19 protein-coding genes and 2 pseudogenes are annotated in these 20,968 nt (G+C 60.9%); 13 read left to right on the forward strand and 8 right to left on the reverse strand.

Annotation, left to right across the window (positions count from 1 at the left end; translation table 11 throughout):
* The first annotated feature begins 171 nt into the window (after positions 1 to 171).
* Complete coding sequence (locus tag P3T16_RS04590) at positions 172 to 1,131, forward strand: LysR substrate-binding domain-containing protein (RefSeq protein WP_429341338.1); 960 nt, start codon at positions 172 to 174, stop codon at positions 1,129 to 1,131.
* A 27-nt stretch (positions 1,132 to 1,158) separates the two neighbouring features.
* Here P3T16_RS04590 and P3T16_RS04595 read toward each other — a convergent pair whose 3' ends face one another.
* From P3T16_RS04595 to tssD, 5 genes and pseudogenes are all read right to left on the reverse strand, one after another.
* Positions 1,159 to 2,409, reverse strand: coding sequence for an MFS transporter (locus P3T16_RS04595; RefSeq protein ID WP_429341339.1), 1,251 nt, complete (start codon positions 2,407 to 2,409; stop codon positions 1,159 to 1,161).
* Positions 2,410 to 2,503: 94 nt separating this feature from the next.
* Positions 2,504 to 3,472, reverse strand: a complete 969-nt coding sequence (locus tag P3T16_RS04600; protein ID WP_429341340.1) for a LysR substrate-binding domain-containing protein — start codon at positions 3,470 to 3,472, stop codon at positions 2,504 to 2,506.
* 197 nt (positions 3,473 to 3,669) lie between these two features.
* Positions 3,670 to 4,101: a type VI secretion system baseplate subunit TssE gene (tssE, locus tag P3T16_RS04605; RefSeq protein WP_429341341.1), complete on the reverse strand. Its 432-nt coding sequence runs from the start codon at positions 4,099 to 4,101 to the stop codon at positions 3,670 to 3,672.
* Positions 4,102 to 4,111: 10 nt separating this feature from the next.
* Positions 4,112 to 6,859, reverse strand: a complete 2,748-nt coding sequence (tssH, locus tag P3T16_RS04610) for a type VI secretion system ATPase TssH (protein ID WP_429341342.1) — start codon at positions 6,857 to 6,859, stop codon at positions 4,112 to 4,114.
* Positions 6,860 to 7,008: 149 nt separating this feature from the next.
* Positions 7,009 to 7,284 (reverse strand): annotated as a pseudogene (tssD, locus tag P3T16_RS04615) (type VI secretion system tube protein TssD); the annotation flags it as partial.
* Here tssD and tssF point away from each other — a divergent pair.
* From tssF to tssJ, 8 genes and pseudogenes are all read left to right on the forward strand, one after another.
* Positions 7,283 to 8,332 (forward strand): annotated as a pseudogene (gene tssF, locus P3T16_RS04620) (type VI secretion system baseplate subunit TssF); the annotation flags it as partial. The pseudogenes tssD and tssF sit on opposite strands and share 2 nt — an antisense overlap.
* A complete protein-coding gene (tssG, locus tag P3T16_RS04625) occupies positions 8,296 to 9,432 on the forward strand; it encodes a type VI secretion system baseplate subunit TssG (RefSeq protein WP_429341343.1) in 1,137 nt (378 codons plus the stop codon). The pseudogene tssF and the gene tssG, both read left to right, overlap by 37 nt.
* Positions 9,433 to 9,454: 22 nt before the next feature.
* The gene (locus P3T16_RS04630; protein ID WP_429341344.1) at positions 9,455 to 9,883 is read left to right on the forward strand and encodes a DUF3304 domain-containing protein; all 429 of its coding nucleotides are present in this window, start codon (positions 9,455 to 9,457) and stop codon (positions 9,881 to 9,883) included.
* 19 nt (positions 9,884 to 9,902) lie between these two features.
* Positions 9,903 to 10,343 (forward strand): DUF3304 domain-containing protein, encoded by a 441-nt coding sequence (locus P3T16_RS04635; protein ID WP_429341345.1) that lies wholly within the window; start codon positions 9,903 to 9,905, stop codon positions 10,341 to 10,343.
* A 21-nt stretch (positions 10,344 to 10,364) separates the two neighbouring features.
* Complete coding sequence (locus tag P3T16_RS04640) at positions 10,365 to 10,808, forward strand: DUF3304 domain-containing protein (RefSeq protein ID WP_429341346.1); 444 nt, start codon at positions 10,365 to 10,367, stop codon at positions 10,806 to 10,808.
* A 19-nt stretch (positions 10,809 to 10,827) separates the two neighbouring features.
* The gene (locus P3T16_RS04645) at positions 10,828 to 11,274 is read left to right on the forward strand and encodes a DUF3304 domain-containing protein (RefSeq protein WP_429341347.1); all 447 of its coding nucleotides are present in this window, start codon (positions 10,828 to 10,830) and stop codon (positions 11,272 to 11,274) included.
* 23 nt (positions 11,275 to 11,297) lie between these two features.
* The gene (locus P3T16_RS04650) at positions 11,298 to 13,136 is read left to right on the forward strand and encodes a T6SS phospholipase effector Tle1-like catalytic domain-containing protein (RefSeq protein WP_429341348.1); all 1,839 of its coding nucleotides are present in this window, start codon (positions 11,298 to 11,300) and stop codon (positions 13,134 to 13,136) included.
* Positions 13,137 to 13,197: 61 nt separating this feature from the next.
* Positions 13,198 to 13,749: a type VI secretion system lipoprotein TssJ gene (gene tssJ / locus P3T16_RS04655; RefSeq protein ID WP_429254433.1), complete on the forward strand. Its 552-nt coding sequence runs from the start codon at positions 13,198 to 13,200 to the stop codon at positions 13,747 to 13,749.
* Between the two features lie 165 nt (positions 13,750 to 13,914).
* Here the strand turns inward: tssJ and P3T16_RS04660 are convergent, their stop codons facing one another.
* Positions 13,915 to 15,030, reverse strand: coding sequence for a diguanylate cyclase (locus tag P3T16_RS04660; protein ID WP_429341349.1), 1,116 nt, complete (start codon positions 15,028 to 15,030; stop codon positions 13,915 to 13,917).
* A 243-nt stretch (positions 15,031 to 15,273) separates the two neighbouring features.
* Positions 15,274 to 16,143 (reverse strand): LysR family transcriptional regulator, encoded by an 870-nt coding sequence (locus P3T16_RS04665; RefSeq protein ID WP_429341350.1) that lies wholly within the window; start codon positions 16,141 to 16,143, stop codon positions 15,274 to 15,276.
* 96 nt (positions 16,144 to 16,239) lie between these two features.
* On the opposite strand from P3T16_RS04665, the gene P3T16_RS04670 reads away from it, so the two are divergent.
* The 4 genes from P3T16_RS04670 to P3T16_RS04685 all read left to right on the forward strand — a co-directional run bounded on the left by P3T16_RS04670 (position 16,240) and on the right by P3T16_RS04685 (position 20,084).
* Positions 16,240 to 17,226, forward strand: coding sequence for a zinc-dependent alcohol dehydrogenase family protein (locus P3T16_RS04670; protein WP_429341351.1), 987 nt, complete (start codon positions 16,240 to 16,242; stop codon positions 17,224 to 17,226).
* Positions 17,227 to 17,409: 183 nt separating this feature from the next.
* Entirely contained in the window at positions 17,410 to 17,727 is a 318-nt protein-coding gene (locus P3T16_RS04675; RefSeq protein ID WP_429341352.1) for a hypothetical protein, read from the forward strand.
* A 251-nt stretch (positions 17,728 to 17,978) separates the two neighbouring features.
* The gene (locus P3T16_RS04680) at positions 17,979 to 19,151 is read left to right on the forward strand and encodes a 4-hydroxybenzoate 3-monooxygenase (RefSeq protein ID WP_429341353.1); all 1,173 of its coding nucleotides are present in this window, start codon (positions 17,979 to 17,981) and stop codon (positions 19,149 to 19,151) included.
* A 237-nt stretch (positions 19,152 to 19,388) separates the two neighbouring features.
* On the forward strand, positions 19,389 to 20,084 hold the full coding sequence (locus P3T16_RS04685; protein ID WP_429341354.1) for a TetR/AcrR family transcriptional regulator: 696 nt from the start codon (positions 19,389 to 19,391) through the stop codon (positions 20,082 to 20,084).
* 89 nt (positions 20,085 to 20,173) lie between these two features.
* Here the strand turns inward: P3T16_RS04685 and P3T16_RS04690 are convergent, their stop codons facing one another.
* Positions 20,174 to 20,896: a DUF899 family protein gene (locus tag P3T16_RS04690; protein WP_429341355.1), complete on the reverse strand. Its 723-nt coding sequence runs from the start codon at positions 20,894 to 20,896 to the stop codon at positions 20,174 to 20,176.
* Positions 20,897 to 20,968 lie beyond the last annotated feature (72 nt).

Consider the following 20,968-nt stretch of genomic DNA (forward strand, 5'->3'; position numbering starts at 1 on the left):
TTCCGGTCAAAGAGACGTTGCGGCACTTTACTGCAGGGTTGTGGCCCTGCGCCGCGGTTCGTTACGGTCGATAGCGAGAGTGTGTGCACGCATGCTAAGGCATAGAGGTGAATCGCAAAAGAGCAGTCCGGGCTATCATGATCACTTTATGTGATCGCAGATCTGCGGCCTATGGCGCTGACACTTTCCCAATTGCGCGTGTTTTCCGCGGTCGCGCAGCATGGCAGCATCCGCGCGGCGTCGCGTGCGCTGGGTATCGCGCAGAGCGGCATTACGCATCAGTTGCAGAACCTCGAACTGATGCTCGGCACCACGCTCGTCACGCGCACCAATCGCGGCATCGCGTTGACGGCGTTTGGCCAGCGTCTGTTGGTGCGGGCGGGGACGATTCTCGGTGAGTGCGAACGGGCCGAGCAGGAGATGCAGCAGTTGAGCGGCGATTACACGGGCGAGGTCTCGTTCGGTATGTCCACTGAACCGCTGATCGATGCGCTTGCACCGGTTCTTGCCGAATACCACGCGCGTTTCGACAAGGTCGCGTTGCGTCTGCGTACCGGCACGTCGCGGATGATGATCTCGCGGATTCGCGATGGCACGCTCGATTTCGCGGTGGCGCTGGTATCGAAAGAGAGCGATACAGCGGATCTCTCGGTGACGACGCTGTATCCGTCCGATCCGGTGATTGTTTGCCGACGCGGCCATCCAAAAGCATCGGCGACCTCGCTGGCTGAACTGGCGGACTGCACGTGGGTGGCGACGCCGTCTCCCAACCCCGCCGGCGACGTGCCGTCGAACCGGCTGGCCGATCTGTTCGTCGAACACGGCCTTGCGCCGCCGAAGGTCATTGCCACCGTCGAAGGTCTGTTCGAGGCGCTTCATCTTGTCGCGCAGACGGACTGTCTTTCGCTGGAACCGTCGATCCTCACGCAGCGCGGGCTTTTCGCTCAAACGCTGGTGACGATCCCCGTGCGCGAACGTGTGACGCCGCAGGACGTCTGCCTGCTTCAGCGCGCGTCGATGCCGCTGACGCCAGCAGCCCAGCAACTCGCGACGATGCTCGCGTCATACACCCGAACCCTGCATGCGCCCCGCAATGCCGACGCGGAAGGCGGCGCGTCGTTAAGCGATTGAAGCGCGGCCCGTCACCTTGGCGCTTCTTTATGCATGCGCCGGATCGGGCCGCGCGCCCGGATGCTCCACGACGGTATCGTCGATCGGAAAATGCAGCATCGCTGCAAACACCCCCGCAATGGCCGTAGCGCCCCATATCAGCGAATACGAACCGGTCACATCGAAGACGAATCCACCCAGCCACGCGCCCAGAAACGAGCCGAGTTGATGGCTGAGGAAGCACACGCCGAACAGTGTGCCCAGATGACGCGTGCCGAATACCTTCGCGACGAGTCCACTAGTAAGTGGCACCGTTCCGAGCCAGGTGAGACCCATCACCGCTGCAAAGACGGCAACCGAGACCGTTGTTTTAGGCAGAAGGAAGAAGATCGCGATGGCGGCGCCCCGGATCAGATAAAGCCAGCCCAGCACGTACTGCTGGCGAAAGCGTCCGCCCAGCCACCCGCACGCCCAGCTGCCTGCCATGTTGAAGAGGCCGATCAGCGAAAGCGCGGTTGCGCCTGCACCAACGGGCATGTGGCAGAGAAACAGATAGCCCGGCAAGTGCGTGGCGATAAAGGCAAGCTGGAATCCGCAGGTAAAGAAGCCGATGGTCAGGAGGCGATATCCGCGATGCCGGCATGCCTGTGCAACGACGGTCCGCAAGGACGACGCGGGCGGCCCCGAAAGCGGCGCAGCGCCTCCATTCCGGCGATCAAGCAACACGCCAAGCGGCGCGGCCACGATCAGCACGAACGCGAGCACGAGAAGCGACGATGCGATCCCCGACGTTTGCCGGACCGTCTGTGCGAGCGGCACCATGAGCACCTGACCGAGCGAGCCGCCCGCGCTCGCCAGCCCCATCGCCACGCTGCGCTTTTCGGCGGAAGCCAATCGACCGACCGCGGTGAGCACCACACCGAAGCTCGTGCAGCTGATCCCGATGCCGACCAGCACGCCCATGCCGACGACGAGCAACGCAGGCGATGACGTCAGCGCCGCAAGGGCCAGGCCGCCCGCGAAGGCGACCGCGCCGAACGCGACGACCGGTGTGCATCCGTAGCGGTCTGCTGCCGCGCCCGCGAATGGCTGCGCGAATCCCCACACCAGGTTGTGCAATGCGATGGCGAACGCGATGAGCGTGACAGGCACGCCGCGGTCAAACGAGAACGGGCCGATGAAAAGGCCGAAGGTCTGGCGTACACCCATCGCTGCACTCAGGATGAGTGCAGCCGCAACGATCACGAGTGCGGTGCGGGTTTGCTGGGATGCAGGGTGCGTGTAGTGTGCTGTCGACATCGTTCAGTCCTCCTTGCGCCAATACTGGCAGCGGGTGACTGAGGCATCAAAGGAAAAGATTTTGACGACAGGTGAGGGTGGCTCACCTGAACATTCAGGAAGCGGGCGCGGTTCGGTCAGGATCTTCGCTGCGCGGTTCCAGATCGACAGCAGCGAAGGTGTCTGCATTGTCTTCGACGGTTGCGGCTTCTTCGAGCAGCCATTGCCGGAAGGTGGCGAGATCGGGGCGATGATCGGCGGCTTCCGCGCTCACGAGCCAGTACGCGGTGCCGGCGACAATCACCTCCGGACTGATTTCGACGAGCGCGTTCGCAGTGAGTTCGCGATCGACGAGCGGCCGTCTTCCAATCGCCACGCCCATGTCCATTACGGCGGCCTCGTACGCAAGCTGGACGGTATCGAAGCGCATGCCGCCTGACGGTTCGATATCCTGCCTGCCTGTTCCGTCCAGCCATGCCTGCCAGTCTTCGCTTGCTGAATCGACGTGAAGCAGCTTTGCGCGACGCAGATCGATGTTGCCCTCGCTATCGATGAGCGTAGCGCGGTACGCCGGACTGCACACCGGCACCAGGCGTTCGCCGAACAACCGGTGCCATGTCGCGCCGGCAACCGGTTTGCGGCTCAACCGGATTGCGAAATCGAAGCCATCGTTGGGGAATTCGACCAGCCTTCGCGAGGTATCGACGGTCACGTTCGCGTCGGGCCAACGGCTGCGGAATGCGTGCAGTCGCGGCAATAGCCAGCGGGACGCGAGGGTGGGCGCGCAGCTCACGGCGATCGTGCGATGCGCCCGCCTGTCGGGCAGACGCTGTGTACCGGTCGCAATCAGCTCAAACGCTTTGGAGATGTACGGCAGATAATCCGCGCCCTCGGATGTGAGCGAAAGCCCACGAGGTTCGCGAACGAAGAGTTCGACGCCGAGTGCCTGTTCAAGGCCGACGATCGCATGACTGACAGCGCTTGGCGTCACGTTGAGTTCCGCTGCCGCGAGCTTGAAACTCTGATGTCTCGCGGCCGCTTCAAAGAATCGGAGCGACGAAAGCGGAGGAAGACGAAGCGGCATTGCATCTCCAGCGAAGCAGGTTTCAGGCGTGATGGTTGGGCACCGCGAAGCTGGACGGCTCTGCGGAAGCTTAAGCGGGTCGACTGTGCTCATCATAAATGCAATGCGCGTCGTCGAGAATGCGCATCAACGAGCGTGCGTTGCGCTGCCCTGATCTTCGAGGCAGTTATTGAAGATCACACGCGTCTGTCCCACGCTCACTGGTCCGGCTTCAGTGGCTGCGCGCGCTCCACTCGCATACGCCCAGGCGGCTCGAAATAGGTCCCGAAACGCACGAGCCCCGCTTTTTTCAGGTGACAGGTCATCCAGAAGCTGACCAGCAGGCCGGGGTCGGGCCTGTCGTCGACCTCGACATCAATTGCGCGGATACGCGGCTCGAACTTCAGCAGTGTCGTCTCCATCTGGTTCCTGAGGTCGTGAACGGAGGCAGGAAGATTCCTGTACACATCGGTGAGATCCGGGAGCCCATAGTCGGGCACGTGCTTCAGCGCTCCGGCGCGCGTGTTCAGGATGCGCCGGATATTCGCCTGGACGCTGAGAATCTCGAGCGTCTTGTCGTCGTGAGCTTCGAGCGGCTCGCCGTCAATATGTCCGAGCAGCATGTCGTAAAGGGAGGGGCCGGCGGGCATCGCACTGGCCTCAGGTCGAAGCTTCGGTGGCAGGAACATGACCGACCGTTTCGTTGTGTTCGCCGTCGGCGCGGTCGACGAAATCGATCATGAGGTTGCCTTCATCCGACGCCCCGAAGGAAGTCCCCTTGGGGGACATCGACAGCCGGATCTCGGCGGGTGCCAGACCATCGGCCATCCTGGCGAGCAGTTCACGCGACACTGCCGGCAGAATCCGCTGGTTTAGGAGCGCGTCAACGTTGCGCGCACCGGACTCCCGCGCGAGACACAGTTGCGCGAGGGATGCCGTCAGCGCCTCGTCGCACGAAAGCGCAACGTTATGTTGCCGGCGCAGGCGCTCAGCCACCTTGCCGATTTTCAGTTTCACGATGGATTCGAGCGCCGCCGCTTCCAGTGGGCGGTAGACGAGCGTCTGGAAGCGCGCAAGCAACGCCGGCTGGAAATGCGCGACGAGTTGCGGACGGATCGCCTCGAGCAGTTCATCCTGTGAGATGGCCGGATTATCCGCCGTCGCTTCGTCGATCTGCGCGCTGCCGAGATTCGACGTCATCAGGATCACACAGTTGCGAAAATCGATCTCGCGGCCCTCGCCGTCTCGCATCGCACCGCGGTCGAATACCTGATAGAAGAGGTCTAGCACGTCGCGGTGCGCCTTCTCCACTTCGTCGAGCAGCACCACGCAGTACGGCCGTTGCCGCACCGCTTCGGTGAGCACGCCACCCTTACCATAGCCGACGTAGCCCGGGGGCGATCCCTTCAGTTGCGAGACCGTGTGGGCTTCCTGGTATTCCGACATGTTGATGACGGTCAGCGCCGATTCGCCACCGAACAGCAGGTCGGCGAGCGCGAGAGCCGTTTCCGTCTTGCCAACGCCGGATGGACCGGCGAGCAGGAAAACACCCAGCGGAGCGTGTTCGGTTTTCAGGCCTGCCCTGGCGGTGCGCAGGCTCTCGGCGAGCGCGGCGAGTGCATCGTCCTGTGCGACAACCCGTTGGGCGAGGCCGTGTTCGATCGCAAGCAGACTGCGCAGTTCGTCTTCAACCAGATTGCCGACAGGCACACCCGTCCATTCGGACACGACACGCGCGATCGCCTGCGCATCGACGTCGGCGAAGACCAGCGGCGTCTTGCCCTGCGCATCTGACAGATTACGCTGTGCGGCCTCGATCGTTGCGGCGTCGCTGCCAGTTTCTCGATGGCCGAGCAACCCACTGACCAGTTCGAGTTCGCGCGTGTAGCGTTGCTGCAACTGCTCGCTTTCTGTTCTCGCCGCGGCGAGTGCCTTGTTCAGCGTTTCACGCTCGCCAGCCAGTCCCGGCACACCAACCTGCTGATCGGAATCGAGCGTGGCAAGCTCAAGTTCCAGCGCGGTCACCGTTGCGGCGGCACGCTGCAAGTCCGGCGGCGGCGATTCAAGTCCCATGCGCACACGTGCGGCAGCCGTGTCGATCAGATCGACCGCCTTGTCCGGTAGTTGACGCGCCGGGATGTAGCGACGCGACAGCTTCACCGCAGCTACGATCGCTTCGCCGCGGATATGCACGTTGTGGTGTTTCGCATAGCGGCTCGCCAGTCCGCGCAGCATCAGGCACGCCGCGTCGTCGTCCGGTTCCTCGACCTTGATGACCTGGAAGCGTCGCTCGAGCGCGGCGTCGCGTTCGAAGTATTCCTTGTATTCGGCCCACGTGGTCGCCGCGATGGTGCGCAGCTCGCCACGCGCGAGCGCGGGTTTCAGCAGGTTCGCGGCGTCGGCGCCGCCGGCGGCGTTGCCTGCACCGATCAGCGTGTGGGCTTCGTCGATAAAAAGCAGGATCGGTACGCGCGAGGCCTGCACTTCGTCAATCACGTTCTTCAACCGCTGCTCGAATTCGCCTTTTACACCTGCGCCCGCCTGAAGCAGACCGAGATCGAGCGTGAGAATGCGCACGTCACGAATGACATTCGGCACGCTGCCTTCAGCCACGCGCAGTGCGAGCCCTTCGACAAGCGCAGTCTTGCCGACACCCGGCTCCCCGACGAGAATCGGATTGTTCTTTCGACGTCGGGCGAGCACGTCGACCATCTGCTGGATTTCGCGATCGCGGCCGAAGACCGGGTCGATGTCGCCGCGCCGCGCTTTTTCGGTCAGGTCGATGGCGAAGCGGGCGAGGGCGTCACCGTCTGTGCTTCGGCTCACTCCAGCAGAGGGCGGCGCCTTCCGTTGCGCCCCGCCTTCTGTCACCGCAATACCGTCGGGCGATACAGGTGCTTCGCTTTCCGCGGCGTTCCCCACATCGTGCCGCACTCCCTCAACCGAATACCGGTCCAGTTCACGCAGCAGCCGCTGGATCTGGGTGGAGCTCACGGACAGAAGCGGCCAGGCGTCGGTCGCGCGCAGCACATGCGGCGCATCTGCAACCGCCTGCAGCAGGTTCGCCGAACGGATCGGCTGCGCGGAATCACCAGCTGACGCATGGAGCCAGGCGCTTTCGAGCACACTCGCGAGTGACCGGGAAAGGGACGGCTTGCCACGCAGCTCGCGAGGCAGACGGTCAATCGCCGTGAGCAGCGCGTTCCATACGGCATCAATGTCGATCTCATAGCGGCGCAGGATCGCGGGAATATCGCCGTCGCCTGCTTCGATGAGCTTCAGCAGCCAGTGCTCGACGGTTATCTCACTGGCAAGGCGCGCGTTACAGAGATTCGCGGCCGCTTCAAGCGCGCTCGCGCAATGCGGATTGAGTTTGCGAAGCAGATGAGTGGTGTCGCGCATCGTCATGGTGGTACCCGGTCCTGGGGCGCGGCAGGGAAGAGGTCTGCCGGTAACAAAAAACGCCAGTCCACAGGGTGAACTGGCGAAACGACGGTCGGCACACAACCGATGCGGGGATCAGTCGGGCCGGTACCGGCCTCCTGAGAGACTGTCGCTTAGGAGCGCTCGTTCCACGTGTCCTTGTGGATGATGTTGCCGTCCTTGTACGACCACGTGATGGTTTCGTAGCGCAACTCGACCTCTTCGAGGTGGTTGTGCTTCTCGTAATCAGGGTTCTTGATGTCGAGCATCTTCGGGCGAACGGCGACAATCTTCACGTTGTCGAGCTTCGTGTTGAAGTACTCCTTTTCCTTGCCCGCGTCGTCGATCTTGTACCACTTGACCTCGACAGACTTGAGCGTCTGTCCACTCGTGACGGCCTTGTACAGGTATCAACTTCTCCTCGAGTATTTCAGCTTTCCTGAGAAATTCCTCTTCGTTGATCTCTTCGGCATCGATCTCGCCGCGCTGGCCCCAAGCGTCACCGAATTCGAGGTCGAAGTCGTGCTCAACCAGACGTATCCGGCGGATCTGCGATTCTCCGAAAAGAACATCAGACTCTTTTGCGTGCCGATCATCAACCTGTTCCGGCTCGACGCGGAGCCGGTCCGCGTCAATCACCACGAAACCGAATACGCGGTACGGCCACGCCAGCGTCACGGCGGCCACGTCGAGACGTATTCGGTCGACGCCCTGGACGCACACGATCACGACTCAGGGGCGCGCGTCGAGTACGTGCCGTTCTCCAGTTTCAAACATCGCGGCGGCATGCTGCGGCACGATGCACCGGAGCGCTACTATCACACGCGCGTTCAGCAGGGGGTGAAGGGGCTTTACGAAACGTGGGTGGTGCTCGGTGGCCACGCATGGGAAAACGCGGAAGACCTGCCGCGCGAGACGCTCTCATTGCGCGTCACCGGCACGAACGGGATGCTGCCGCGCAAGGGTCTGCGCGAGGCCAGCATCAACGAACTGATGAGCGGCGTACCGAACGTAGCGCGCGTGCGCAATCTCGTGTCGCCGACCCTGCCATTGCACCCGCCAACGGGCGACCGCTTCCAGTGGCGGGTGCTTTCTCATCTGGCGCCGAACTACCTGTCGCTGATCGATGCCGAAGTGCTGCGCGGCACGCTCGCGCTCTACGACTGGACGGACGGCGAGATGAACCGTCGGCGTCTTGACGGCATCCAGAAGGTCACCCGCAAGGGCCTGCGCAAGGTAACGGGCGGGGCGGTCGAACGCGGCCTGCAGATCGAGGTGACGCTCGACAGCCGGGCGTTCTCGGGCGAAGGCGACCTGATGCTTTTCGGGGAACTGCTGCACCGTTTCTTCGAACTGTATGCCGACGTGAATCTTTTCACGCGACTGGTGATCGTCAGTCTGCCGACCCAGGAGCGTATCGAATGGCCGGCGAGCAAATCGGACCGGGCGCCGATATGAGCGAAGCGGACGACGTGCGCTACGGCATGGGTGGCATGGGCTTGCGAAGGCCAAAGCTCGCGCCGTTCGTGCGCGCGGTGCTTGCCAGCGCACCGCGGATGAATATCTTCCAGCTCTGCCGTCTGCTCGAGCTGCATACGCCGGAGCTCCCGGGTTTCGGCTCGCAGGACGCGCTGGAGCATGAACCCGTTCGATTCCGGCCGAAGGGACGCGTGGGCTTTCCAGGCTCCGAAGTGGCGGGGGTGGAGTTCGATGAAGAGCGGTCGGAGGCGCCGCCCTCGGTGCGCACGACCTTCCTCGGGCTGTACGGTGTGAACGCGGCGATGCCGTCTCACTTGATCGACGACATCGTGCTGCGGCGCGAAGGACACGAGAAGGCGATGGCCTTTCTCGACATCTTCAATCATCGCGTCGTCACGCTCCTTTACCGCGCCTGGCTCAAATACCACTATCCGGTCAGCTTCCGTGCGGGCGGGACCGACGATATCTCGAACTATCTGCTGTGTCTGGCGGGTCTCGGGATCGGTAACGCGGCGCATAAGTCGGGCCTCGCCCCTTCAAGACTGCTGGCCCTGCTGGGGCTGTTCACGCAACGCACGCGCCCAGCCGAAGGGCTCGCGGGCGTGGTGCGGCACCTGCTGGACGGCGCACAGGTTGCGGTGCGCGAGTTCTATCCGGTTTGGACGCCTGTCGGGACACCCCAGGGGCTGACAGCCCGGTCGCCGCGGCGAGCTGCGGGCGGTAAGACGCTGAGTGGTCTGGGCGACGGGCACGTGCTCGGCTCGCGCCTGCTCGACCATTCACAGGCGGTGCTCGTCACGATCCAGCCGCTCGATGCCGCGCAGACTCATGCACTACTGCCTGGCGAGCCGCTACATGACGACCTGATGCGCCTGGTGGCCGTGTATCTGGGCCAGAAGGCCGACGCCATCCTGTGCATGAAGATCCCCGCGGCAAATGCGCCGCAACTCGCACTGACTGCCGGGCCACCTCCGGCGGGCGTGCACCGGCCACGTCTTGCCTGGACGGCGTTGCTTACACCTGCCGCCAACCAGACGGTAACGATTAACCTCGGGCGATACGACTCGCTGAACCCGTGAAAAATCGAGCGCCATGACAACAATGAAGAAACTTGCTGGTGGCCTAGTGCTTCTGCTCTTGAGCACTATGCTCTCCAGTTGCCACGCAGCCGCAGACACTATGGGCTTGGGTGTCGTCGGATACAACCATACCGACCACGACATCGGCGATTTCTCTGTCAACGGCGAAGCTGGCTCGTATGTTGGCAAGCACGAAGAACATGGCGAAGCCTGTTGTGTTTCCCTCCCAGCGAAATTCACTTCCGGCATGACCGTAACGGTGACCTGGACCGATGAATACAACAAGCACCCCCAAATCCGGACCGTTCCTGTGCCACCTTACACGCCTGAGGACAGCGGCGTATTTGCGGTGCACTTTCTGCGCAACGGCGATATCAAGGTCTTCGTTACAGACCTCGTAATTATAAGCAATCCGGATGGCCCACTGAAGGGCGACGAAGCTCGTATGTGAAAATAATAAGGATAACAAAATGTATCGTCTATTAAAAACCCTTGCATGTATCGTGATACTCGCACTGTCGACTGCTTTGCTCGTCCATCGCAATGCGGCAGCCGATGACACCATGGGCCTCGATGTTGTGGGCTACAACCATACCGATCATTCTATCGGCGATTTCTCGGTCAACGAAGAAGCTGGCTCGTTTCTCGCCAGGCACGAGCAGGGAGGCTTTGCTTGTTGTGTGTCCCTGCCTGCGAAATACACGCCTGGCATGACCGTGACAGTGACCTGGACGGATGAATACAACAAGAACCGTCAAAGCCGGACCGTTCCTGTGCCACCTTACACGCCTGAGGACAGCGGAATGTTTGCTGTACATTTTCTGAGCGGTGGTCAGATCAAGGTGTTTGTCACGATGTACGGCCCGAGACACCCCAACTACCCGCTGAAGGGCGACGACGCTCGGATGTGAAAATAATCAAGGGATAACAAAATGTATCGTCTACTCAAAATCCTTGCATGTATCGTGATACTCGCACTGTCGAGTGCCTTGCTCATCCATCGCAATGCGGAAGCCGATGGCACCATGGGCCTCGATGTTGTGGGCTACAACCACACTGATCACGATATCGGCGATTTCTCTGTCAACAGCGAAGCTGGCTCGTATGTTGGTAAGCACGAGCAGCATGGATTTTCCTGCTGCGTTTCCCTGCCGGCGAAATACAGTCCCGGCATGACAGTGACGGTGACGTGGACGGATGAATACAACAAAAACCCTCAGATCCGGGCCGTTCCTGTGCCACCTTTCAAGCCAAAAGACACTGGCGTATTTGCGGTGCATTTTCTGCGCAACGGTGATATCAAGGTCTTCATTACAGATCTCGTAATTATAAGCAATCCAGATTACCAACTGAAGGGCGACGAAGCTCGCATGTGAAAACAATAAGGATAGCAAGATGTATCGTCTACTCAAAATTCTTGCCTGTATCGTGATACTCGCACTATCGACTGCTTTGCTCGTCCTTCGCAATGCGGCAGCCGACAACACCATGGGCCTCGATGTTGTGGGCTACAACCATACCGACCACGATATCGGTGGCTTTTCGGTCAATAGTGAAGCTGGTTCGTATCTCGGCAAACACGAGGGTGGCGGAGGATTTGCCTGCTGCGTGTCCCTGCCGGCGAAATACACCTCCGGCATGACCGTAAAGGTGACGTGGACGGATGAATACAACAAGAATCCCCAAAGTCGTACTGTCGCTGTTCCTACCTTCGGTCCAAAGGACACGGGGGTATTTGCTGTGCACTTTCTGCGTAACGGTGAGATCAAGGTTTTCGTCACCGACCTCGTTTTCATAACAAATCCGGACTACCCACTCAAGGGTGACGAAGCAAGGATGTAGATCCAATAACAAGGACGATGAAAATGTCTTATACGCTCACGAGACCGGAACCTCTGCCTGCAGATGGCTATCGCAAGCTTTCCCCGCGCGACATGGCACGAAGAGCCGCTGCAATGGCCTGTATACACAAGCAGGAAGCCGGGCATTGCCAGGGGCAAGTCTATGCCACCGTATTCTTCGATGGCACGGGCAACAACCAGGATTGGGTTGAGCCGAAAACCACCGGTAATCAACGGGATCGAAACAAGCACAGCAATGTTTCGCGACTTTACAATGCACGCGTTGATAAGTCTGACGAAGGATTATTCTCTTTTTATATTCCTGGTGTCGGTACGCCAATGGAGGAGATCGGTGACAACAATCAGAGCGGGAACACGCTCGGAATGGGTGCTGGCTACATGGGTGCTGACCGCATTAACTGGGGCATCACGCGGATCTTAAACGCGATACATACGTATGCCACCGATGGTCATGTGCTGCTTACCAATGATGCGGCAAAACAACTCGTTAATTCCATCAGTTCCAGCTCAAGTTCCAACTCCGCAGGAGTGATGGGGCAAACGTTCGCCAACTCCGTTACGGTCGGTCTAGGGGCAAAGTTAGGGCAGATGCTGGCGAACATGGCTATGGAAAAGCAACGCCGTGTTGCGGCCCTGCGCAAATGGGAAGACAAGCTCGAAGGGGTCCTGAACAGCGGCCAGCGCAAGGTTAAGTCTGTCAACGTCGCGGTGTTCGGCTTTTCGCGTGGCTCAGCAGAAGCCCGCGCGTTTGCAAACTGGTTGAGCGAGTTGCTTAAGAAGAACGATGGCGGCTATTACACACTGGCAGGCGTTCCGATACGTCTGTATTTCATGGGGCTGTTCGATACCGTCGCATCGGTAGGTATCCCGAACATGATGCCTGGTGTGAATGGACATATGGCATGGGCAGATGGCACACAGCCGATTCCAGGGATAGTGGAGCAGTGCGTCCATTTCATTGCGCTGCACGAGCAGCGGGCGTGCTTTCCGCTCGAAATGGCCTCTAACGTGCGTCAGGTGGCGTACCCTGGTATGCACTCAGACGTAGGCGGCGGATACCTGCCAACCGAACAGGGAAAATGCGGACAGTTGTCACAGATTCCGTTGAACGACATGTACTACGAAGCAGTCAAAGCGGGTGTTCCGCTGTTGTCTCGCGATGAAATCGATAATCGGCCTGAGCAGAAGGCAGCCTTCGAAATTCCGACCGATCTGCTCTCAGCCTATAAAGCCTACTGGAGCGATAACCACATCATCACAAGTGCGTCAGGCGAGAGCGGTGTGCTGGATATGATTCGTCAGCACACGCGCCAGTATCTGCAATGGCGAAAAGCGCTGCCGGCCAAAGTGGATCTTGAAAACCGCGATTTCTATAATCACGCCACAGCCGATGACCGGGACCAGCTGAAGGAAGCTCAGAACGGTCTCGCAGAACAGGTGAATGCAATGCGCGCCACCCTGCAATCTCCGCTGAAAACGGCAGGAACCGACGCGCTCCTCAATCTGCTGTCACCTGCCGTGGCAGCAAAATACGCGTGGGAACACCGTCCTGGCAGCAGCGAAACGCGCGAGCTGTTTTCGGCAGTAGTCGAGAACGCCGAAGTGCCCGTTGGAGTAGAAAAGCTATTTAATGGCTACTTGCACGATTCGCGCGCAGGATTCCGCATTCCGAAGAAGATGGAGCCACAGGACATTACGGGCGGCTACCTGCGCTATCGGAACGTCTATCAGAACAACCATGAGCAGACGGTGGCAGCTCTGACACAGGACGATGGTGCCACGTTGGCTGAAAATATCACGGAGAAAGCGTTGAATGGAACTGACGAAGAAGCCACGGTTTGAGCAGATTTTGCACGTGTTGCGGGCATTCTCAAAATCTCGATCGCGACGACTCGCTGAACGCATGAATCACGAAGAATCCGTGCGGACATTTCCTGTAGTGGTCGTCGTAGGTTTGTGCCTCACTCTGTCGGCCTGCGGAGCATGGCAGTCCGTCTCGGAAGGCACAGCGAGCACATACAACGCCGTGTTTCACAAGACAGTCAAGACATTGAACGTTGACCTGAGCGCGCGTTCCGCGTTGAACAGCGGGGCAGCCGGAGAGCCGCTGTCGGTCGCGGTACGAATCTACCAGCTGAAGGACCGCAAGGCGTTCGATGTCGCTTCCTACGATGACCTGCTGCAGAACGACCGCACGGTGCTCGCCCAGGATCTGCTGGATACAGCGAGCGCGATTGTCACGCCTGGAGGAGCGGTCAACCTGTCTCAGCCGATACGCGCTGACACGCAGTATGTCGCCGTCGTTGCATTCTTCCGCGACTCGGCGGGAGGTGGTAACTGGCGCCGCGTGTTCCCTAAAAAGGCGCTCTCGCCCGACAATCCGCTAAAGCTGCAACTGATCGACAACGAACTTGTTGTGACTAGCGACGTACCAGAAGAGCGGCCCGCGCCATGATTGCCGCGGACCTCTTCGTGACGCCGAGGAACTGGCCAGCCGTGCAGGGACTGGTGACGACTTCGGCGCAGCCCGCTTCGCTGGCTACGCCGCCGGAATGTGTTGTACCCGATCGTTGCACGCCGGCGTACATCCAGTCGGGCCTGCAATGTGAACTGCTTGCGCCTACAACGATAAATGACTGTCGGCGTGCGTCATGGATGCTGGCGCGCCAGGCTTCAACGAGTAGGCGCCGTGCTCGCCCGACACGAAGACGCAATCGCGGCCTTTCGCTTTCGCCGCATAGAGACAGCGGTCAGTCTCCATCATCCAGGCCGTGAAATCGGTCATGCCGGGCCGGTAGCAGGTGAGGCCGGCACTCGCCGTGCAGCGCAGCGCGCGGTCAGGGTTGCCGGTGCGCAGGCGCAGATCGAGCAGCAGCAATTCGACCATCGGTTGCGCATCCGCCAGTTTCAGCCCCGGCAGAATGACGGCGAATTCCTCGCCACCATACCGGCCGACAATATCGCCGGGCCGCAGCGTCATCTGCAGAAAATGCGCGAAGCTGCGCAGCGCCGCGTCGCCGGCGGCGTGGCCCTCGGTGTCGTTGACGCGTTTGAAGTGATCGAGATCGAGCAGCAGCAGGCAGCATGACGCGCCACCCGCGCGGCAGCGTTCGAATTCGATGGCAAGCAGGTCTTCCCAGTGGCGACGGTTCCACAGACCTGTCAGCCCGTCGGTACGGCTCAGGCGTTCCGATTCGCGCGCGTGCAACGCCAGTTTCTGCGACATGCGGTAGGTGGACCAGCCGAGCGCAAGCGGGTACAGCACCAGAAACGGCACACATGCGATAACCGTCGGCATCTGCGATTGCGGCTCGAACGTCAGGCCGAGCGTCAGCACGCCAATCGCAAAACCAGAGAAGTGCGCGACAACACCACGCAGAAAGAAACGCATGCCGCCGGCCGCGATGTTGTCCATGCTCAGCATCGCGAGAATCAGCACGCACGGCAGCAGATTGAAGCGCATCGCGACCACCCACAGGCCGCCGAAGATTGAATCGATCATCAGATTGCAGCGTTCGCCGCGATACGGGATCTGCCAGGTCAGCGCCGCGCGATACGCGACGTGAGGCCAGATAAAACCGTGAAAGACGAGTAATGCCCACAGCCAGAGGCTTGCATGCAGCTGATAGAAAACCGATGCGACGCAGAAAAAGCCGATACCGAGGCCGATCATGCGCAGACGATAGACCCGCCCGGCGAAACGCTTTCCTTTGCCTGCATATCGATTCGTGCTCAACGCTGTCCCCGATGTCGGCGGTAGGCTGGGATGTCGCTTAGGTACAGCGCTCGCCGATGATTGTATCTGATGCAAGCTTTGCCGGGCGACGATGTTGCTACGTCCGAAACGGTTTTGCAGGGATATCCGGCGCGGGCGCGCCAAAACGTCGACGTAAGGCGCGTAAGGAATGAGCCTGCGCGTTCGCCTTATGTGCGTCCATGAGCAACCCTGCGTGCAACCGCCGCGCTGCGTAGCGATGCATCAAACGTTGGCCAGCGCCTCGACGGTCATATCGACGATTGCGCGAAGTCGCGCGACGCGACGCAGGTCGCGGTGATAGCCGAACCAGACATCGCGTCCCGGCGGCGTTTCGCCCAGATCGATGCGCTGCAGGCCCGGCGTCGTATCGCCAAGCGGGCAGGGCAACACGGCAAAGCCACCTCCTTCCGCGCACATACGCGCCTGCGCGCCGCGATTGTTGCTGCCGAACGCGATGGTTGCTTTCGGCAGCATGCGTTTGACCCACACGACGTCAGGCAAGACATCGAATGCGCTATCCATGCTGATGAGCGTGTGACCTTCGCCGTCGCCTGCGCGCGGCGGGACGAGATCGCTGCGCCCGTATAAGGCGTAATCCATGTGCATCAGCTTGCGCTGGATGACATCGGGTTCGTCGAAGGGGGTGATGCGAAACGCGAGGTCGGCTTCGCGACGCGCGAGGTTGTAGGGGCGCGAATCCGTCACGAGTTCAAGGGAGACGCCTTTGTGCCGGGCCAGAAATCTCGCGAATACGGGCGTCAATACGTGGACGCCGAACCAGTCCGAAGACGATACGCGCAAAACGCCGGTCAGCTGTGCATCGCTGCCGGCAAGCGCGCGCGTGAAGCCGAGCGCTTCTTCTTCCATTCTTTCGGCGTACGCGAGTACCGCTGCGCCTTCATCGGTCAGGACGAAGCCGTCGCTGGTACGCTGGAAAAGCACGTGGCCGAGCGCTTCTTCCAGCGCGCGCAGCCGGCGGCCCATCGTCGGCTGGGTCTGGCCGACCTGCTTCGCCGCCGCGCCCAGCGTGCCGCTGCGCGCGATGGCAAGAAAGATCCGCACGTCATTCCATTCAGGATTGTGGCCAGTCATTTTCGTTTGGAGATCATGCAAAAACGTAGATTTACATGCTGTTTCGCATGAACCAGTATGGATGCATCTCCTCCTTCCTTCAACAGGGAAAACATCATGTCCATGCAGGCACTCGTTCTCAATCGCTATAACGGTCCGCTCGAAATGACGGATCTCTCGAGACCCGAACCGTCGCGCGGCCAGGTGCTTGTGCGCATCGCGGCAAGCGGGCTGAATCCGCTCGACACCAAGATCCGCGCCGGTAGCGCTGCGCACGCGAAGCATCCGTTGCCGCTCGTGCTGGGCATCGATCTCGCGGGTACGGTCGAGGCGGTCGGCACGGGCGTCAGCGCATTCAAACCCGGCGACGAGGTGTACGGGATGACGGGTGGCGTCGGCGGTATCCAGGGATCGCTGGCGCAATACGCGGCCGTCGATGCGGACCTGCTTGCGCTGAAGCCTGCCACGTTGACCATGCGCGAAGCCGCTGCGCTGCCGCTCGTGTTCATTACCGCGTATTCGGGCATCGTCGACCGGGCGCGCGTGCAGGCGGGTCAAACGGTGCTGGTGCAAGGCGGCGCGGGTGGCGTCGGACATGTGTCCGTACAGCTCGCGGCCGCGCTGGGCGCGAAGGTGTTCGCCACGGCGAGTTCGCGCGATCTCGACCTTGTCGCGCGCCTCGGTGCGACAGCCATCGACTATCGTGCGCAGTCCGTCGAGCAATACGTGGCGTCGCTGACAGAAGGCGCGGGTTTCGATGTCGTGGTGGATACCGTAGGCGGCGCGACGCTGGACGCGTCGTTCGCGGCGGTGAAGCATTTTGGTCACGTGGTGAGCGCGTTGGGCTGGGGTACGCATGCGCTGGCGCCGCTCTCGTTTCGCGAAGCCAGCTATTCGGGCGTGTTTACGCTGCATCCGCTACTGAGCGGCGAGCGCCGGGCGCATCATGGTGCGATATTGCGCGATGCCACGCGTCTCGTTGAAGCAGGCAAGCTCACACCACGGCTTGATCCGCGACGCTTCGACCTTGCTTCAGCAGAACGCGCGTACGAAGCGATCACGAGCGGAACCGCGCGAGGCAAGATCGTGGTGGACGTCGCGTGATACGTGCCGCCTGTACATACGGCGAATGAGGGCGTGGTTGCAGCGAGTGCGCACAATGCCGGGCGGACGTGTACATTGTCCTTTGCATCCTGTTGCAAATAATGGGAGCCACGGACCTGAATCACTTCGCAGTATCCGTCAGGCTCCGTGTATTCAACGATCGTTCCTGGCGTGGAGGCCAACATGACAATGTCTTGCACAAAAAGCGCGACGCTGCTGCTCGTATCGGCAGCTTTGAGCTTCGGGTTCGCGACTTCGACGATGGCTCAAGGCGCGAGTGATGCTGCCCCGGGCAATGGCGCAGCCGCGGCAATGACCCCTGCCAGTCCGACCAAAGCGGAGAAAAAGGCCGCAAGAAAGCAGGCGCGGGCGAAGAAGAACGCGGAACTGAAGAAGCTCGAAGATGCGGGCTACAACCCGTCGCAGAACGATCCGAACTATCCGGACAAGCTGCAAAAGGCAGAGAAAAAGGCGGGCATCGGTCAGGCCGCCAGCCAGTAAGACCGGACCTCGCTGCGGGCGCTGGAAGGCGCCCGCAGCGTTATGCATTGAACCACGATGCGGTTTTACCGAAGGCTTTCGAGTCCCGGGCTTTTCGTCTGGTTTTCAGTTGGCGCGTGTAAAAGTGCGTTGACCTCCTATCGAGCTGTATCTCAAAAACAGATAGTGCATATCCCTGATATCGCGTTGCGCGATACGGTCTGTGTTCGTCACACTGGGTGCAAATCATTCGCCGCATTCAGGAGACAGACATGCGCACTCAGGTTGGCATCATCGGTGCCGGGCCGGCAGGCCTCCTTCTTTCCCATCTTCTTCATCTTCGCGGCATCGAGTCCGTTGTGCTCGAAACACGCGGCCGCGAGCAGATCGAATCCACTATCCGCGCCGGGGTGCTCGAACAGGGCACGATGGATCTGCTCATCGAATCCGGCGTGGGCGCGCGGATGCAGGCGGAAGGTGCGCTGCATCACGGTTTTGAACTCGCGTTCGAAGGCAGGCGGCGCCGCATCGACCTGACCGGACTGACGGGCCATTCGATTACCGTCTACGCGCAGCACGAAGTGATCAAGGACCTTGTCGCCGCGCGCGTGGCCGCTGGCGGCGAACTGCGTTTCAATGTCTCCGATACATCACTGCACGGTCTCGATACCACGACGCCCTCGATCCGCTATCGTCACGAAGGCGAAACGTGCGAACTGCAATGCGATTTCGTGATTGGCTGCGACGGCTCGCAAGGCGTGTCGCGCGCAGCGATCCCGCAGGCTTTGCGAAAGGATTACGAACGCGTGTATCCGTTTGGCTGGTTCGGCATTCTGTGCGAGGGCAAGCCTTCGTCGGACGAATTGATCTACGCCCGTCACGATCGCGGATTTGCACTCGTGAGTACGCGCTCAGCACACGTGCAGCGGATGTATTTTCAGTGCGACCCGAAGGATTCTGTCGAGAACTGGTCGGATGACCGGATCTGGGCCGAACTGCATGCACGGGTCGATTCGGAAGATGGCCAGAAGGTTGTGGACGGGAAGATCTTCCAGAAGAACATTGTCGGGATGCGCAGTTTCGTATCGACCACGATGCAGCACGGCCGCCTCTTTCTCGCGGGCGACGCCGCGCACATCGTGCCGCCGACCGGCGCAAAGGGCATGAATCTCGCGGTCGCCGATGTACGCGTTCTCTCGAATGCCTTGCGCGCGTATTACGCGGAGGACCGCCACGATCTGCTCGCGAGCTATAGCGAAACCGCGTTGAAGCGTATCTGGCGCGCCGAGCATTTCTCCTGGTGGATGACGCGCATGATGCACCGTCTCGACGATGCCTCGCCGTTCGAGCAGCGGTTGCAGGTCGCTGAGCTGGAGTACGTTACAACGTCGCGCTTCGCAGCGACCGCGATGGCGGAGAACTACGTCGGCGTTGCGCCGGTGTAAATGCAGCGCTGCGTTGCGCCGCAAGTCATCACGCAGCCATCCGGCGCCGCGCGACAGCTGCGGACACGTATTCCATTCGATCTGTCCGGGATTTTGATATTCGCTTGATAGGGGAAACTAAAACCGGGAAAATAGTTTCTATCGACGGCAGGCCCTTTTCACGCTGCGCGGCGATGCAGACAATTTTTCCGCGCCAGCCCATTGCGTGAAGCGCGTCGTTCAAAGGACGCAGGCAGCATGACAACCCGAGCACCCCGTGTCGCGAATCGAACAGAGGACGCGCAGGCGTCGGCCGCACAGCCGCCGCTTGCACCACCGCACGTCGATTTCGACGACGGTCCATCCGGCCGCATTCTTGCGGCCGCGCGCGAAATCCTCCTGCGCGACGGCTATAGCGGACTCACGATGGACGGTCTCACGCTCGCGCTTGGTATGAGCAAGAAAACGCTGTACGTCCATTTTTCTTCGAAGGATGCGATGGTCTCTGCGATTCTCGCCGCGACCGGCGCCACTGTTCTTCGTCGGGTTGGCGAAATCCTTCAGCGCCAGGGCGGATTCGTCGAGAAACTGGATGGCGTGCTGCGTATCGTGGCCGCGCATATCGGTTGCTACAGCGCGGAGATTCTGGCAGATCTTCAACGCTTCGCGCCCCAGCTCTATGACGAAATCGACGCAATCAAGGTGCATAACATTCCGCTGGGCCTGACCCGTGTTCTGAAACTGGGCGTGGAACAGGGCATGGTGCGCGACGATGTCGACACGACGTTTCTGGTCGAGTACTGGCTGGTTGTCGCGAGAGGTCTGCACGATCCGGCCATGCTGGCGCGCACGCAACTTACACCGCAGGACGCATTCAACAAGGCGCTCGACCTGTTTTTCTCCGGGGCGCTGACGTCTTCGGGCCGCGCGCGTGTCCGGGCGCGGCGAGAGTAGTTTCTGCGCGCGGCTTCCTGAGCGTTCGCGGGAGGCGCGCGCCGATATCGCGCGATGTCGCGTCGATATCGGCTCTAACGGCAGAGGCCCTATTTCAGGCCATATTCCAGCTTCGGATACCAGTCGGTGCCGCGGCCGCCGGGCGTCATGTCGAGCACGGTCCATAGCGGCATCGCGTCCGGTGCGCCGCGGGGGTCCTGGCCCGGGTCCGCTGTCTGCAGTCCCATCTCATCGCCCCAGAAATGACGGACGGTGCCGCCAGAGCGGACAAACACATTGAATGTGGCGTTGTCGTCGCCGTCGGGGTCTTCGTCGGCGTAGTCGCGGTTGAAGCTGTTGCCGCCCGACGAATACAGACGCAGATGCCTCCAGCCTCGCTCCTTTTTGAACGCTACCAGGCGTTCGAGCGGCGATCGGGCGATCACAGCAAAGGCCACGCGTTGCAGGATGTCGGCCATCTCGCCGTCCAGTGCAGTGAGCATCGACGTGCACATCGGACACGGCCGCGCCCGCTTCGGGCCGAACATCCAGTTGTAGGTGACGAGCGTGTCATAGTCGCCGAACATCTGCGATAGCGTCGCCGGTCCGTGCTCGCCGTCGAAGCGGTAGTTTTGCGGCACGTCACCGCCGGGTGGAAGGGCGCGGCGCTGTACTGCCACGCGCTCGATGTGGCGTCGCAGTTCGATTTCTTCTTCCAGCAGTGCGTTGCGGGCGCTGCGGTATAGCGCGCTTTCGCCCGGAAACCGCCGGGTCGACTGGGCCAGCTCCGCGGCTGGCTTCAACGGCTGTGCAGATACGTCTACTGAAGTCATGAACGATCTCCTCGCGAGTTAAAGGAAATGGGGGCGCAAGACGGCGCGGTTCTCCGTCTTTTGATGCCACCG

The organism is Paraburkholderia sp. GAS42, from assembly GCF_050436565.1.
Taxonomy (GTDB): domain Bacteria; phylum Pseudomonadota; class Gammaproteobacteria; order Burkholderiales; family Burkholderiaceae; genus Paraburkholderia.

Excerpts from the sequence above, each read along its gene's own strand:
- P3T16_RS04645 (WP_429341347.1), top strand. The coding sequence starts at position 10,828 with ATGTATCGTCTACTCAAAATTCTTGCCTGTATCGTGATACTCGCACTA.
- P3T16_RS04665 (WP_429341350.1), bottom strand. The coding sequence starts at position 16,143 with ATGACTGGCCACAATCCTGAATGGAATGACGTGCGGATCTTTCTTGCC.
- P3T16_RS04600 (WP_429341340.1), bottom strand. The coding sequence starts at position 3,472 with ATGCCGCTTCGTCTTCCTCCGCTTTCGTCGCTCCGATTCTTTGAAGCG.
- P3T16_RS04685 (WP_429341354.1), top strand. The coding sequence starts at position 19,389 with ATGACAACCCGAGCACCCCGTGTCGCGAATCGAACAGAGGACGCGCAG.
- P3T16_RS04595 (WP_429341339.1), bottom strand. The coding sequence starts at position 2,409 with ATGTCGACAGCACACTACACGCACCCTGCATCCCAGCAAACCCGCACC.
- tssG (WP_429341343.1), top strand. The coding sequence starts at position 8,296 with ATGGCCGGCGAGCAAATCGGACCGGGCGCCGATATGAGCGAAGCGGAC.
- P3T16_RS04650 (WP_429341348.1), top strand. The coding sequence starts at position 11,298 with ATGTCTTATACGCTCACGAGACCGGAACCTCTGCCTGCAGATGGCTAT.
- P3T16_RS04680 (WP_429341353.1), top strand. The coding sequence starts at position 17,979 with ATGCGCACTCAGGTTGGCATCATCGGTGCCGGGCCGGCAGGCCTCCTT.
- tssH (WP_429341342.1), bottom strand. The coding sequence starts at position 6,859 with ATGACGATGCGCGACACCACTCATCTGCTTCGCAAACTCAATCCGCAT.
- P3T16_RS04635 (WP_429341345.1), top strand. The coding sequence starts at position 9,903 with ATGTATCGTCTATTAAAAACCCTTGCATGTATCGTGATACTCGCACTG.
- P3T16_RS04690 (WP_429341355.1), bottom strand. The coding sequence starts at position 20,896 with ATGACTTCAGTAGACGTATCTGCACAGCCGTTGAAGCCAGCCGCGGAG.
- P3T16_RS04675 (WP_429341352.1), top strand. The coding sequence starts at position 17,410 with ATGACAATGTCTTGCACAAAAAGCGCGACGCTGCTGCTCGTATCGGCA.
- P3T16_RS04640 (WP_429341346.1), top strand. The coding sequence starts at position 10,365 with ATGTATCGTCTACTCAAAATCCTTGCATGTATCGTGATACTCGCACTG.
- P3T16_RS04670 (WP_429341351.1), top strand. The coding sequence starts at position 16,240 with ATGTCCATGCAGGCACTCGTTCTCAATCGCTATAACGGTCCGCTCGAA.
- tssE (WP_429341341.1), bottom strand. The coding sequence starts at position 4,101 with ATGCCCGCCGGCCCCTCCCTTTACGACATGCTGCTCGGACATATTGAC.
- P3T16_RS04590 (WP_429341338.1), top strand. The coding sequence starts at position 172 with ATGGCGCTGACACTTTCCCAATTGCGCGTGTTTTCCGCGGTCGCGCAG.
- P3T16_RS04630 (WP_429341344.1), top strand. The coding sequence starts at position 9,455 with ATGAAGAAACTTGCTGGTGGCCTAGTGCTTCTGCTCTTGAGCACTATG.
- tssJ (WP_429254433.1), top strand. The coding sequence starts at position 13,198 with ATGAATCACGAAGAATCCGTGCGGACATTTCCTGTAGTGGTCGTCGTA.